At 36.7% G+C, this 13,575-nt stretch carries 14 protein-coding genes; 5 read left to right on the top strand and 9 right to left on the bottom strand.

Annotated elements, in window-relative coordinates:
- Positions 1-52: 52 nt before the first annotated feature.
- Positions 53-1,051, bottom strand: a complete 999-nt coding sequence (locus BM143_RS01465) for a GlxA family transcriptional regulator (RefSeq protein WP_090022185.1) — start codon at positions 1,049-1,051, stop codon at positions 53-55.
- Positions 1,052-1,191: 140 nt separating this feature from the next.
- Here BM143_RS01465 and BM143_RS01460 point away from each other — a divergent pair, with 140 nt between their 5' ends.
- Positions 1,192-1,983, top strand: a complete 792-nt coding sequence (locus BM143_RS01460; RefSeq protein WP_090022183.1) for an SDR family NAD(P)-dependent oxidoreductase — start codon at positions 1,192-1,194, stop codon at positions 1,981-1,983.
- A gap of 177 nt (positions 1,984-2,160) precedes the next feature.
- The gene (locus tag BM143_RS01455) at positions 2,161-2,904 is read left to right on the top strand and encodes an isocitrate lyase/PEP mutase family protein (RefSeq protein WP_090022181.1); all 744 of its coding nucleotides are present in this window, start codon (positions 2,161-2,163) and stop codon (positions 2,902-2,904) included.
- 125 nt (positions 2,905-3,029) lie between these two features.
- Here BM143_RS01455 and BM143_RS01450 read toward each other — a convergent pair whose 3' ends face one another.
- Both BM143_RS01450 and BM143_RS01445 read right to left on the bottom strand, forming a co-directional pair.
- The gene (locus tag BM143_RS01450) at positions 3,030-3,371 is read right to left on the bottom strand and encodes a nuclear transport factor 2 family protein (protein WP_090022178.1); all 342 of its coding nucleotides are present in this window, start codon (positions 3,369-3,371) and stop codon (positions 3,030-3,032) included.
- 180 nt (positions 3,372-3,551) lie between these two features.
- Positions 3,552-3,911 carry a hypothetical protein gene (locus BM143_RS01445; RefSeq protein WP_034725142.1) on the bottom strand — a complete coding sequence of 120 codons (360 nt, stop codon included), beginning with the start codon at positions 3,909-3,911 and terminating at the stop codon, positions 3,552-3,554.
- A 561-nt stretch (positions 3,912-4,472) separates the two neighbouring features.
- Here BM143_RS01445 and BM143_RS01440 point away from each other — a divergent pair.
- Positions 4,473-5,387: a S41 family peptidase gene (locus BM143_RS01440; RefSeq protein ID WP_228430659.1), complete on the top strand. Its 915-nt coding sequence runs from the start codon at positions 4,473-4,475 to the stop codon at positions 5,385-5,387.
- Between the two features lie 151 nt (positions 5,388-5,538).
- Here the strand turns inward: BM143_RS01440 and BM143_RS01435 are convergent, their stop codons facing one another.
- From BM143_RS01435 to BM143_RS23835, 3 genes are all read right to left on the bottom strand, one after another.
- Entirely contained in the window at positions 5,539-8,025 is a 2,487-nt protein-coding gene (locus tag BM143_RS01435; RefSeq protein ID WP_090022173.1) for a DUF748 domain-containing protein, read from the bottom strand.
- 544 nt (positions 8,026-8,569) lie between these two features.
- Positions 8,570-8,983 carry a VOC family protein gene (locus BM143_RS01425; protein WP_090022167.1) on the bottom strand — a complete coding sequence of 138 codons (414 nt, stop codon included), beginning with the start codon at positions 8,981-8,983 and terminating at the stop codon, positions 8,570-8,572.
- Positions 8,984-9,602: 619 nt separating this feature from the next.
- Positions 9,603-9,797: a hypothetical protein gene (locus tag BM143_RS23835; RefSeq protein WP_167375217.1), complete on the bottom strand. Its 195-nt coding sequence runs from the start codon at positions 9,795-9,797 to the stop codon at positions 9,603-9,605.
- A 121-nt stretch (positions 9,798-9,918) separates the two neighbouring features.
- Here BM143_RS23835 and BM143_RS01420 point away from each other — a divergent pair, with 121 nt between their 5' ends.
- Complete coding sequence (locus BM143_RS01420; protein ID WP_034725151.1) at positions 9,919-10,548, top strand: TetR/AcrR family transcriptional regulator; 630 nt, start codon at positions 9,919-9,921, stop codon at positions 10,546-10,548.
- 6 nt (positions 10,549-10,554) lie between these two features.
- Here the strand turns inward: BM143_RS01420 and BM143_RS01415 are convergent, their stop codons facing one another.
- Both BM143_RS01415 and BM143_RS24140 read right to left on the bottom strand, forming a co-directional pair.
- A complete protein-coding gene (locus BM143_RS01415; protein WP_139221963.1) occupies positions 10,555-11,022 on the bottom strand; it encodes a hypothetical protein in 468 nt (155 codons plus the stop codon).
- A gap of 272 nt (positions 11,023-11,294) precedes the next feature.
- Positions 11,295-11,456 carry a hypothetical protein gene (locus tag BM143_RS24140; RefSeq protein ID WP_228430657.1) on the bottom strand — a complete coding sequence of 54 codons (162 nt, stop codon included), beginning with the start codon at positions 11,454-11,456 and terminating at the stop codon, positions 11,295-11,297.
- Positions 11,457-11,896: 440 nt separating this feature from the next.
- Here BM143_RS24140 and BM143_RS01405 point away from each other — a divergent pair, with 440 nt between their 5' ends.
- Entirely contained in the window at positions 11,897-12,772 is an 876-nt protein-coding gene (locus BM143_RS01405; RefSeq protein ID WP_090022162.1) for a zinc metalloprotease, read from the top strand.
- A 382-nt stretch (positions 12,773-13,154) separates the two neighbouring features.
- Here BM143_RS01405 and BM143_RS01400 read toward each other — a convergent pair whose 3' ends face one another.
- Entirely contained in the window at positions 13,155-13,553 is a 399-nt protein-coding gene (locus BM143_RS01400; protein ID WP_090022159.1) for a hypothetical protein, read from the bottom strand.
- Positions 13,554-13,575: the final 22 nt, after the last annotated feature.

Below are 13,575 nucleotides of genomic sequence, written 5' to 3'. Positions count from 1 at the left end.
CTGAAATCTGACGTCTTGCATCTTGGCTCTTGACTCTTAACTCTCATCACTCTCACATCAAATCCTGAAAAAACCCGGATTCCTTATTAAATCTGGCTTTATAGTCAGTCGGTGAAAGACCGGTTAGTTTTTTAAAAACATCTTTGAATGTTCTTTCGTCGCTATACCCTACATCGTCCATAATTTCAAAAATGCCTTTTCTGCCTCTTTCCAGTGCGCTTTTTGCAGCTTCTATTTTTACCCGCTGCATATATTCAACGGGAGTATTGTGGGTGGCTTTAATAAAGCGACGGTCAAAATTTCGTCGGCTTATGGCCAGTTGGGAAGCCAGTTTTTCAAAAGATATTTTTTCGCTGACATTCTGTTCAATATAACTTTGTGCCCTGATAATGACTTCATCATCATGGTTTTTCTGCGGCTGAAAAACGGCAAAAGGAGACTGCAGGCTTCTGCCCGGATCTATCTGGAAAACTTTTGAACAGTAAATAGCCGTTTCGCGGTCAAAATATTTCTCAACCAGAAGTAAAACCAGATTTAAAAACGAAAAAGCTCCGCCATTGGTATATAATCCATGTCCGGCTAGAAGAAGCTTATCTGTTTGAAGATCGATGTCCGGAAAAAGTGCTTTAAAATCATTTTCGGCCTGCCAGTGAGTGGAGCAGGTTTTGTTATTCAATAATCCTGTAGCAGCGAGAAGAAATGCTCCCGTGCAGATGCTGGCTATCTCAGCGCCCTCTTTATATTGTTTCCTGATCCAATCAATCAATTCCGGGTTATCATTGATCAGTTGAGAAAAACCTTTCGGATGCGAGATGGAAGGGATGATAACCAGATCATGTTTTCTGACGGCACTTACATCAACCGGATTAAGGGAATAAAAGCTGTTGTTCTCTTTCAGTTCAGTCAATACACCTGCTACCCGGATTTCTATACCGGAGCCCTTTTCTGCTTTTCGCCAATACTCATTAGCTTCGGTCAGTATTTCCAGGGTTCCTACTACGCTGCTCAGATTAACATTTCCCACAGGAACAAGAATCGTTACTTGTTTCATCCTTAATTTTTTACAAAGGTATGAGAATAAACTGTCCAAATCAACACATTAAGTTGTCTATTTTGCCATATATAATTAGCTGATGTAGACGGTACCTTTGTCATGTTCATAAGGACACTAAATCAAAAACAAACAGAATTATGTTATTAACAAACAAAATTGCCATTATTTATGGAGCCGGCGGAGCTGTCGGAAGTACAGTAGCAGAAACATTTGCCCGTGAAGGAGCAAAGGTGTATTTAACAGGTCGTAACCAATCAAAAGTGGAGGCTGTAGCCGCCAGAATTAATGCTGCTGGTGGTTATGCGGAAGTTGCAGAGGTTGATGCACTTAATGAATCTCAAATCGCAGACCATTTGGATTATGTGGTGAATCAGTCAGGGAATATTGATATCTCATTTAACGCAGTGGGTCTTCGCAATACAAAATTACAGGGTGTAGCATTGGTAGATCTTGATGTAGAGGACTTTATGGCTCCTATTGTATCTCATGTACAGTCTAATTTCTTAACGGCGAGAGTAGCCGGAAGACATATGGGCGCCAATGGATCGGGAGTTATTATGACTGTTACTTCAAGCCCTTCAAGGGTAGCAATTCCGCATATGGGTGGAGTAGCCGTTGCTATGGCTGCTGAAGAAGCGCTTATCAGAGATCTTTCTGCAGAACTGGGATCTACAGGCGTAAGAGCGATAGGAATTCGTCCTGAAGGTATGGCAGACAGTGATACCATGGAAGAAGTTTATGGACTTCATGCAAAAGCCAATGGTCTTACCCGCCAACAATTTCAGGGAATCATTGAAAGAAACACGCATAGTAAACGTTTACCATTGCTTCAGGAAATGGCGGAAGTTGCTGCATTCGTGGCCTCCGACCGTGCAAGTGGAATGACCGGGACTATTGTCAATATGAGTATGGGAACCATTGCCGATTAAATTATTTCAGCAAATCCGGGTGTTGTACAGAACGCGACACCCGGATTTTCTAAATAAACAGATTTTCTTATTTCCAGGTATAAAAAAGTGGATGCATTGGTCTTTCAATCCATAAGATGAATCAAAATCTTAATCTGAAAAATATACAATCATCAAATCAATTTAAAATACATCATTATGAATCAGTATCAGATATTTTACGACTTGCATTATCAGCCTCAGCCTTTGTTATTGGCTAACGCATGGAATGTTAAAAGTGCACAGATTATAGAAAAAGCAGGATTCAGTGCCATCGCTACTTCCAGTGGTGCTATAGCCGATTCGCTAGGCTATAAAGACGGTGAGCAGATCCCTTTTGATGAGCTGCTGTATATCGTGAAAAGGATTAAGGCAAGCACAGGTATTCCGCTTACCGTAGATTTGGAGCGGGGCTATACCAATGACCTTGACGTTCTTCATTCACATATTCAGCAGATGATAGATATAGGCGTGGCGGGCATTAATCTTGAAGATAATCAGGGCGAGGATATTTTCCTGGAAAAACTGAAATCCATCACCAATTATCTTCGTGAAACCAACCAAAAATTATTCATCAATGCAAGAACAGATGTGTTTGCACAAAAAATAGATCATCCAACGGAAACCGTGATCAATAGGGCGAAACTTTATAAAGATGCCGGAGCTGACGGGTTGTTTGTAATCGGTTTAAAAGACACAGAGACAGTTAGAAAAATTGTTTCAGCTGTAGAGCTTCCTGTCAATGTAGTCGGTATTTCAGCTCTTTCATCTGTTGATGAACTTGCTGACTGTGGCGTAAAACGAATCAGCATGGCAGGCATACTGTATGGCGCAGGATACGGGAAAATAGATGAACTTGTTCATTCTATAAAACAAGAGAATTCGTTATCTCATCTGTACTAAATACTTCAGTATAAAGATAACTTTATTTTAATAGCTGCAACTTGATATCACTATTATTTTTAATAGTCCGTGCCAGTCAGGTTGTGGCTATCTATTGTATTGATCCTGTTTGGCTTTAAAGAATATTATTTCTCAACAACAAAAGCTTTCAGTTCAGCCATTTGGCCATCTTCAAATCTCCAGATGTCGCAATAATCATATGCTATCCATTGGCCGTCTTCATTAAACAGGCTTATGGTACCTACTGCGGTTACATAATCATCTTCTTCCATCATCAGTTCTACATTAAACTTCGGTGGTTTTTTGTAGGTATCAGCCATATATTGGCGTATTTCGTCTTTTCCTGAAAGTACCTGATCTCCCACGAATGTCCATTTAATATGTTCCGCACAATAAGCAAGGAAGGTTTCATGATCACCCTCCGAGATCGCTGAATTGGCCTTTTTCAAAACTGTTTTATGATCCATAAGATGTATATTAATAGTTTACGGGCCGGAAGAGGGACGACTTGTTATTTCTTACAGCGACAAGTAATTACGACATTCTTCAAAAGAAGAATAAGAACAAAATTATGGTTGCTCTTAGGGCTTCATTACAATTCTTTTTTCCAGCTTCTGGCTATCAGATCAGGTATCAGCGAAGGATTTCTAGCTCAGCTGATAATTGGCAAGCACCAGACTCAGAATGAAATGAACATAATCCTGATCAGCTTCCTTTCGGTTGATCAACTTATTTTTATAGTCATAAGAATTAAGAACTCTTACCAGTCTCTGGTACGTTTCGAAATGATCTCCCTTGATTTTTACCCTTCCATTGCCATCTCTTGTTTTAATGATTTCATTATCCAGAGTTCTGATTTTAAATAAGACGTAAGATAATTTAGGATGGAAATTCATCTTTCCCACATATCTTTCAATTATATTAACCTTGAACGGATCAAATACGATTGTGTTAAATACAATATTGGAACCGGGTTCCTGTGTATTGAGCTCAAGTGTATAGTTCATGAATTTTATTTTTATACAAATTTACCCATAAGCTAAAATAAATCAAAGGAAAATAAAGATTAAAGCATAAAAGAAATTATTTTGCTCTGATTTATTCATCTATTTTTTAAAATCTGATATCATTTTTCCAGTATTTAATTCATATGTTATGCACGGAATACCCTGATCATCAGCTGAAAATGATTGGGTTTCTTGTTTTGTAGATAAAAATAGGAGCGGTGTAAAAATGATGATAATTTTATGTTAATAATGGGGGTGGAGGTTTAAAAAATTAAAATTTAAGGGGTGAAGTTGGAAAAGATGGACTATAATTTCGCGTTGAGCTTATTAAAAATCGACGGAGAAGCGGCTTTTTTCCCGCAATTAAATTTAAAATAAATAGTTTGGAATATTTTTAATTTAATTATATTAGATTCTTAACAAAATTAATAGCTACCAGAATAAAACATGAAAAAAATATTGATATTGCTTTGTATATGCAGTTTATCATTCTGTTTGAATGCACAGAAAGTAAAGACCTCACAAGATAGTATAAAAGTGTTCTACGATAAACTACTGGTCATGCTAAAATCAGATTATCTTCTAAGAAAAGATGTAGACTGGAAAGCAGTCGGTGATGAAACCAATCAGAATTTAACGAAGTACAGCAATTTCAAAAGTTCATTAAAGGAAACAGAGGTGTTGTTTGGTAAAATAGGCGCAACACACTGCAAGGTTTTTTACCAGAATAAGGCCTATGGAACAACGGTAAAAGCATCAACAGAGAATTTAAGTGTACAATGGAAAGAAAAATTCGCGACCAAACCGGGTTTCGAAGTGAAAGCCTTGAACGGAAATATTGGATATATTTTAATGCCGAATGTCACGTTCCTGGATTTCAGTCCTGAAAATGTTCATAAAATAGCTCAGTCTATGTATGACCAGATTGCCGATTTTAAAGCTAAAAATAAAACAGAAGGCTGGATTCTTGATTTACGCTTTAACACAGGTGGGAATTCTTCTGCGATGCTGCTCGCTTTATACGATCTACTGGGAGATAATGATATTTGGGGTACCGTTGACCGTAATAAAAAACAGAATTCTAAAGTAAAGCTGGAAAAAGGAAACTATTTAAGTAATTCTAAAAAATCATCTTATATCAATCCTAAAGGAGAATTGCTCGATAAAGCGAAAGTAGCGGTCATTACAGGCCTGTTAACCGCCAGTTCCGGAGAAGTGACGGCGTTAGCATTTAAAGGCAGACCCAATACCATTTTGATTGGAGAGCCCACCTTTGGAATGACTACATCGAATGTTGATATAGGACTGCCTTTTGATACCATGCTGCTTTTAAGTGTAGCATATGACAGCGACAGATATGGCAACTATTATGAAAAAGTCCTTCCCGACATCGCCGTTTCAAAACAGGACAATTTCAATGATCTGCTGGCCGACAAAAACATTCAGGAAGCGATAGGTTTTATATCGAAAAAATAATAAGAATGGGTTTGAGAATCGATGGTGAATTTTGCTTTGCAAGAGCCAAGATGTAAGACGCCAGATTTTAGACATCATGTATCAGACATTCCGAAACGCTCTAACTCTCCGACTCTCAAACCCTCTGACTCTCAAACTTTCAAACCCGAAACTAGATCAGATACTTCTTCAACCCCTCCATAATTCCCTGCCACAGTGTATTGAAGAAACTCTTATTGGGATCACGCTTTACATCCACTTCTACATGATTGGGTTCACCTTTGGAATCGTTTTTAACAAAAATATTGGCAACAGCGCTGAGAAGTTTTCTCTCCTTACCCGTATTTTTATTTAAAAAGTTGACCTGCATGTCGGTATATTTAAAATAAAAATTACCACCGATTTGCTTGCTGCTTCCTTTGTAATCAAATTTCAGATAATGAATCTGCCCGTCTAAGCTTACGTTAAGGTAAGGTCTTACAAACAGGTTGGCATTTTGTACAGACAGATTTTTAATGGTTCCATTGATGGCATAATCATCATTGGTGTTAGCTACATCAAACTGCCAGTGCACATCCGTAGGGGCATCTCCAAAAAAGTCAAAATTTGAATCTACTTTCACCATCGTCGGTTTTCCTTTCATTTTGGCACTGTTTACATCTCTGATTTTCGCGTTAAAATGAGCAAAAGTAAGCTTACCCGGGATTTTTGCTTTTTCAGCAACTTCTTCATAGGTAAGGTGTGAATTTTTAATATCTATATTTCTGATATAAAGCGGAAATTTTACGTCACGAAGCTTTTTGCTGAACATATATCGTATTCCAATGTCATCCGGCGGTGCCAGATCATGATAGATATTACAGTCGATGCCATCAAAAATGATTTGATCCAGGTCTATGCTTGTTTGGGCCCCCAATCTTGAATTTTTATCAGTGATCATTACAGATTTTGCCTTTATGGTATACAAATCCTCCTCAACTGCAATTAAACGGTTAAACTGGGCTCTGGAATATTTAGGAAGGAATGCAAAGTTATGCAGAGCGGTCTCTTTTCCTGTATTTTTAATCTGATCAACTTTCAGACGATAATATTTCCCTGCATCCACATCGATTTTTTTTGCCGTAATAAGTTGGCTTTTAACATGAAATGGGATCGATTCTTTAAGGATGTCTTTATTGGTTGTAACTGAATTGAGTTGTACATTAAAATTCTCCACTTTCATTTTGTCATGACCCTCTTTTTTTTGAATAAAGGTTCCGTCTATAATATGAAGCGCTCCAAGGTGAGCCAGCAGATCAGGCGTTGCTGTATTGCTTTTTTTAGTCACCTTCGGTTTATGGGTGGCAGCAATAATTTCTACCTTAGGACGGTACACATTAATTTTTCCCAATTGCAGCTGCAGCTGCTGTCCTGCAAATTTTGAAGTATTGTTCAGTATTTCAACTTTCTCGGTTTTAATGTTGAAAACGTCTTTCACAGCACTCTTTCCTAGGGCTGTAAATGCTATATCATCAATTAAAATATTGGAATCATTTGATGTGATCTTTTTAATGTTCACTGCCTGCAGTGGATCCGTTTTGAAATAGATGTTTTCAAACTCAATATTGTGTGTGGAAAATGCAAAAGGGATCTTCTCCTTCACTGTTTTTTTGTCGAAAACAATATCCTTTAAATTCAGGTGGAAATTATCCACAGAGGCCACTTTTGTTTTATCTCTTTGCTGAATAAGAACAGAGCCCTGACCGAAATCAAGATTTTTGATGCCGATTTTCAGGTTAACTTCTTTAGGATTTTCTTTGACTTCCTTCTTGTTGGTTGAAGTAACAGTCAGTTGTGGTTTAACGAATTTTGCATTGTCAATGATAAGAGAATCCTTGCTCACTGTGAAATTCTCTGCAGCAAGTTGATTGATTCTTAGATCAAAGACATTTTTTGCGTTGTAAAGTGCAGGACTTTCAATGGGTTTCAGGTGAAACTCATAAATATTGAGCTGCTTGTTTTTTGCATCAATTTTTGCAGCATAAATCTGATAAAAATCGTTTACAGTGATAAGGATATCATGAGCATCAATCTTAAAATTTTTGAATTCAACAGGGATTTTTGATACATTTTCGCTCAGTTTAATTTCCGTAAGATTAATATTGACATTCTTTCCGGTCACGAGATCTTTTTTGTTTTTGTCCTTCACAGAAATGTTTCCGTTCGTTACCAAAATATTTTCAATTCCGAAATTGATTTTCTTCTTCGGGGCATCTTTTTTTTCTTTTGATTTTCCCAGCATCACTTTCAAATCAGGATCAATAAGTTGTACTTCTTTGACGTGATAGGATTTGTTGAAGATCGCCTTCCAGATTCCAAAATTCTGTACACGCAGACTTTTTATATTCCCGTTGATTTGAGTAACAGTGGGGTCTTTGGTCTGTTTGGTTGTAATATATATGGAGTTGGCTGAAATATCACCCTTAAAAAGATTAAGACTAAAATCAGCAAGACGGATTTGATAAGGTGTTTTTTCATTCACCAGTTCTGGCAGCTTGTTTTTGAGATAGATATTCAATGCAAACGGAAAAATAAGTGCTAAAAGGAGCAGAGCCCCAATGATGATCAGTACAACTTTCTTCCTTTTTCCGGTTTTTTTCGAAATTAATTTTTTTTCCATTGTATTGTTTTTTTGGTGTTTATTGCATAAGGACGAAAGTCACAAGGAGACAGATATTGAGCTCAGTTCCTGTTTCGTGTTCCTTGATCCTGATTGTTTAATCCGAACTAAGCTTAAATTACTTCCCAATCCTGTTCCAATTTACATTATAATTCAAATTATTTTACAAATTCTTAATATTAAGCTTTTTATTTATAGGAAAATGAAATTAAAATGGGGTGTCAAAAAATGAATGATCTGGATATCCGTAGAAATGGAATTTTTATTTTTTTAACGCAAAGTTATATTCTAATACTGCCTATTTTTAAGTGTGCAAAGAAGGAATCAATTGCATTGATTCGACGAAGCGAACGTATTATCCGGCAGCTTCATCAACGACGTAGTCGAACTCTTTGTCTTCGTGAGATCTGAATTAAACCTTTACGTTAAAATAATTTATATAAAATTTAAATTCAATAAAAATAAATTGATTGTAAATGAAAAAGGCTCAGATAATAAAATCCAAGCCTTAATTTTAAAAATACTTTTTGTTGAATCAGATGCTTTATTCCTGCTTTGTTGCGAATTTTTCTACTGATTCTTTGGTTACAGGTGTAAAGAAATTTACCAGATTGCCATCCGGGTCTCTGAACAATAATGATTTATTTCCCCAGGGCATGGTTGTAGGTTCCTGTACGATATAAGGTGACAGTACATTTTTTAGGCGGTCAAATTCCTGATCTACGTCATCCACCATAAATTCTATTATTGCAGTACGGTTTTCTGCAGGTTGTGCCACACTTTCTCCTCCAAAAAACTGCAATGTCCTTGTACTCCCGATGGCAAGAGTTGCATTGGGTGTTTTAAGCTCAGCGAAATCAGGGGTGTATTGTATAGCGGTAGTGTCTGTTATCTTCTCATAAAATTTCACCAGACTTTCGATTTGAGCTGTGATGATGCGGATGGATACTAAATTCATTTTTTAAGATTTTAAATTATTCAACAAAAATAGGGTGGAGGTGTGACAAGAAGCTGTCAGTAGAAAATGACAATTTTTTATTTTTGAAAGCAAAGTTCAATCACCATTCTACATATTAAAAGTTGAGCAAAGAGGGAATGAATTGCATTGATTCTACTAAGCGGCTGTTTCAGGCGGAAGCTTCATCGGCGGCGACGTCGAATTTTTTGCCTTCCTCAAAACTGTACATTATTATAATCGAGTTTTGTATTACAATAGATTTTTATAAAATATTTAGACTTCCTGTAGAATTTGATCATGGGTCAGCAAAAGGATTCCGGGAAAATAAAAACAGCACCATTAGAGTTCTAATGATGCTGCTACATTAAGTGTTTTTACCTTAGTAATTTGGTTCGAAATTGTCTTTATGTTACGGGTACAACCACATTTTCGCTTGTTTCAAAACCTCATATTTAAGTGCTTCGTTCTATGGTTATTTCTGAAGCATTATTAAACTGAGAGAATAAACCGAGGGAACCATTTGAGGAGAGGATCATTTTGTTTTCATGGATTTGCTTCTGGAGCTTTTGGATAAAAGCTGCGAAAGATTTCTGATCCTGTCCGAAACTGGGGATTCAAATCAATCGGTATTTTGTTGATCAGTATGTGTACAACCTTCGGAACCGGAATAAAAGCTGGAATCTGTAAAAGAAATCAAAATACTTTCACCCAACAATCTATCCTTAGATAAAAGGTCGGATTTTTCCTGTGTTTGTGGGCTGTTTTGTCCTGACTTACGCAATGCTGCAATCTGAATTGTCTTTAGTTTTTTCAACTTAATGAGTGTTTAAATATATATAGAATGGCTTAGTTTGTGCAAATATATAAAATTAGACACTAACTAGTGTCTAAAATAATTAAAAATTTCATAAACTTGTATAATCTAATGTTTAATCATGGAAAGAAAATCAGCAGCAGGCAGTATCCGGAACAAGGAACGCAGTAAAAAGAAATTTTTGGATGCGGTTGGAAAAATTCTGAAAACGAAAGGATATGCAGGATTAAAGGTGAATGATATCGCCACCGTCGCGGGAGTAGATAAGAAAATGATCTACACCTATTTTGGTGGAATGGATGGCCTTATGGACGAATATATCAGATCCAAGGATTACTGGAGCAATGTAACGACCGAAAAAATGGTGCCGGATATGGAAAGCGGCGGGAGATTATTTACGGAAGCCATGTTACTGGAGCAATACGATTATGTATTCAAAAATAAAGAGCTGCAAAAACTATTACTGTGGCGCTTATCTGAGTCCAGAAAATCATTAACAAAAATGACCAATGCGCAGGAGGAAAACGGGGAAGGTCTTTTTAAATTTATTATCGAACCTCATTTTGGGGAACGTACACAGGACTTCCGTGCCATAACGGCTATTATCATTTCAGGACTTTACTATCTGAATATGTATTCTTCCTTGAATGGCAGCGTTTTTTGCGGAATAGACCTCAGTACAGAAGAAGGCCGTGAGAAAATCAAAAAGGCGGTATCTTTCCTGGTGGACCAGACTTATGAAAATCTTTAATACTGTTTAAAGTAATGGTACTTCATCCAGCCATTCCACGAACGTTTCAGTTCCATCGATTTTTCCGCTAAATAAACCTTTTGCTTTCATCGTTGGAGAATTAGATTGTAAGTAATCATTAAAGACAATTTGATTCTGGTAATTATGCTCGGCTTTAATGTATTCTTCAGGATTCTGATCTACGCTTAATAAATTTTCAAAAGATTTATTTTTTCTCTGATCTGCATAATCATGGGGGTGAGGAATTTTTGTTTCTTTAGAAGTTGCTAACCAGTAAAGCCAGTACTTCCAGACTTCTTTACCCAGTATCAAAATATCTTCAGGTAATAGCGTAAGAAGATACTCATCTGTCCAATCGTTTTGATTTTCTGAGAAAATATTTACAAAATAACAGGGATTATCTTTAAAGTCTGCCATACCTTCAATAACAGTCATGTCCCAGTAATTATCAATGCTATACACTTTTTCTTTCACTGTAGATTAATTTTTAAGTTGATCACATGGAGATATTTGAGCGTAAAGCAGCTTTAGATTAGTATTAAGATTTTTTATAAATATAGCTACAAAATATAATTCCACGGCATTTCGTAAAAACACCGTGGAAATTTTTTAATAAAACGAAAAGCAGCAATCAGCCCGTCATTTTTTTTAATCATTCTATCCTTTATGATAAGCACATCCCGAAGCAGGATTAGCTGTTTCAACAGTACCTGAAGTAGTAGGTTTACAGTCAAAGAATTGCTCTTCTATACACGTTCCTGATCTTCAGGGATATCCTGTAATTTACGAAGTGTATTGACCTGGATGTGAGGCCAGCTGGTCGTTCCACCATCATTTCCGAAATCAGATTCGAAAAATACAATCTGCTCATATTGCAGCTGAAGAATTTCTTTTCCATCTTCAATCACGGTTTCAATCTACAGACGGAAATCCATTTCAACCGTAGGAACGAAACGATTGACAAAAGGCACATTTAAAATTCCTTCCAGTGATCCATAATTTTCAGTTTTTGTTTATTCAAAATTAATCAGAATGGGGTAGATGTCATTCAGTGTTTTTACTTAATTTCAATATGGATATTTTGAAATATTTTAAAGAAAGGCTTTGTATGAAGCGGTTTGTGAGTGTTTTATTTTCACGTAGTTTAGATTGTTTTAAATAGAATTGTAGACTCGAAACAAACAAGCTGATTTTTTTTTAGTCAGCTTTATGATGAAGAATTAATTCATCATATGACAATGGCTTCAATTCAAATTCACCCGAACGGGTACTTGATAAAGGGTAGGTTATAGCTTAGATTTGTTAATGAAAGTGTTGGTGTCTTCACGATTAACAAAAACTAAAAACCATGAAAACTTTAATTCTCCCTTTGGTACTTCTTGCCATGATCAGTTGTACCGATAAAAAATCAGCAGATAAACAAAGATTGTGTACGGAACTTTATACGGATGATCATCCATTTATGCCGATGGATATTAAGGCTGCCGTGGTTAAGAAAAGCTTATGGCCACATTCAGTGAATTTTCCATTGCGGATCACAGTAAAATTTTTAAACGGTACCGATTTTCAGAAAAATAAAGTTCGGGAATATGTGAAATTATGGACCCAGGCCTCTGCGGATGGCGTTGAATATAAATTCCATGAAAAGAAAAAAATCAATTTCAGGTTCATCCCTTATGACGTGACAACCAGTGGAAATAATGCGGATATCAGGATTTCATTCGGGAACGGTGGTTCCTCATCCTACATTGGAATAGACTGTAAAACAATTCCTCAGGATCAGCCGACCATGTTTTTTGGCTGGATCAATGAGAGTGAACCGGAAGAATCTATCAAACAGGTGGTGCTCCATGAATTCGGTCACGCTTTAGGATTTATTCATGAACATCAAAACCCGACCGCCAATATTCCGTGGAATAAACCCGAGGTGTATGACTATTACAGAAGAACTCAAAATCCTCCGTGGAGCAAAGAAAAGGTAGATCGTAATGTATTTGAAAGATACAGCACCAGTTCAACGAATTATACAGCATATGATTCTCTTTCTATCATGCATTATGCGATTCCTTCCTTTTTGACGAATGGTGGGTATTCGACGCCATGGAATTCGGATTTATCGCCAACAGATATTTCGTTTGTGAAACAAATCTATCCATACCATCCATGTTATGTGAATGAATCCTGCTGCTATGATAAGAATGGGAAAAAGATCCTATGTAATTGATATGGAGACATACACGGTTTCAAACCTGTGATCAAAAATCCGGAGCCACAACAGCTCCGGATCAAAAAACATTGGATAAAAAGGATAAAACGACTATTTTAAATTTGTGTTGTTAAGAGTTAAAATCCAAGAATCAAGAGTAAAGATTCTGGATTTCAGACACGTTTCGAGATTCAAACCAACAACTACTTTACCCTCAAACCCTCAAACCCTCAAACTCTCAAACTCCCAAACCCATTACCAATATTTCACCCCTCCGGCTGTATTTTACAGCGGTTTATAGTATTGAAAATGATAAATTTGGATAGAATGTATGAATAGATTCCTGCATCATCCCGCAGGGTAATCATCAGTTGAGAAACCTGATGAATAGGGTAGTAGCTTACTTATATTTAATAAAAGTAGCCAGTACTTTTTTAGTTTTGATATTAGAAGTTATGGATCCGCCACTGTACGTATTTTTTTTACTGCCATTTTTCATGCTTCCAAAATCACTTGTCGAGCTTCCTGTAACTTCTTCCGTAAGCTTCATGATAACTCCGTCTGCTCCTTGTGCTTTGCCCAGTTCAATGACTTTCTGCTGTACGGCATTGAGAGAATTAAATCCCTGGCCTACATCTGTTGTTCCCATTACTTCATGCTCTTTTTTGACATCTGCGGCATCGAAATATACATCAACATTCTGCGTCGGTGAATACGTTTTTCCGAAATAAGAAGGGGTACATGATGTAGCTGTAGCCAGTGCAAAAATTCCAATAGATTGGATGAATAATTTTTTCATTGTTTTTGATTTGTAAATTAAA

The organism is Chryseobacterium oleae (assembly GCF_900115055.1).
Taxonomy (GTDB): Bacteria; Bacteroidota; Bacteroidia; order Flavobacteriales; family Weeksellaceae; genus Chryseobacterium; species Chryseobacterium oleae.
Note: the sequence above shows the minus strand (reverse complement) of the source record. Positions and strands in the feature narration are given on the sequence as shown.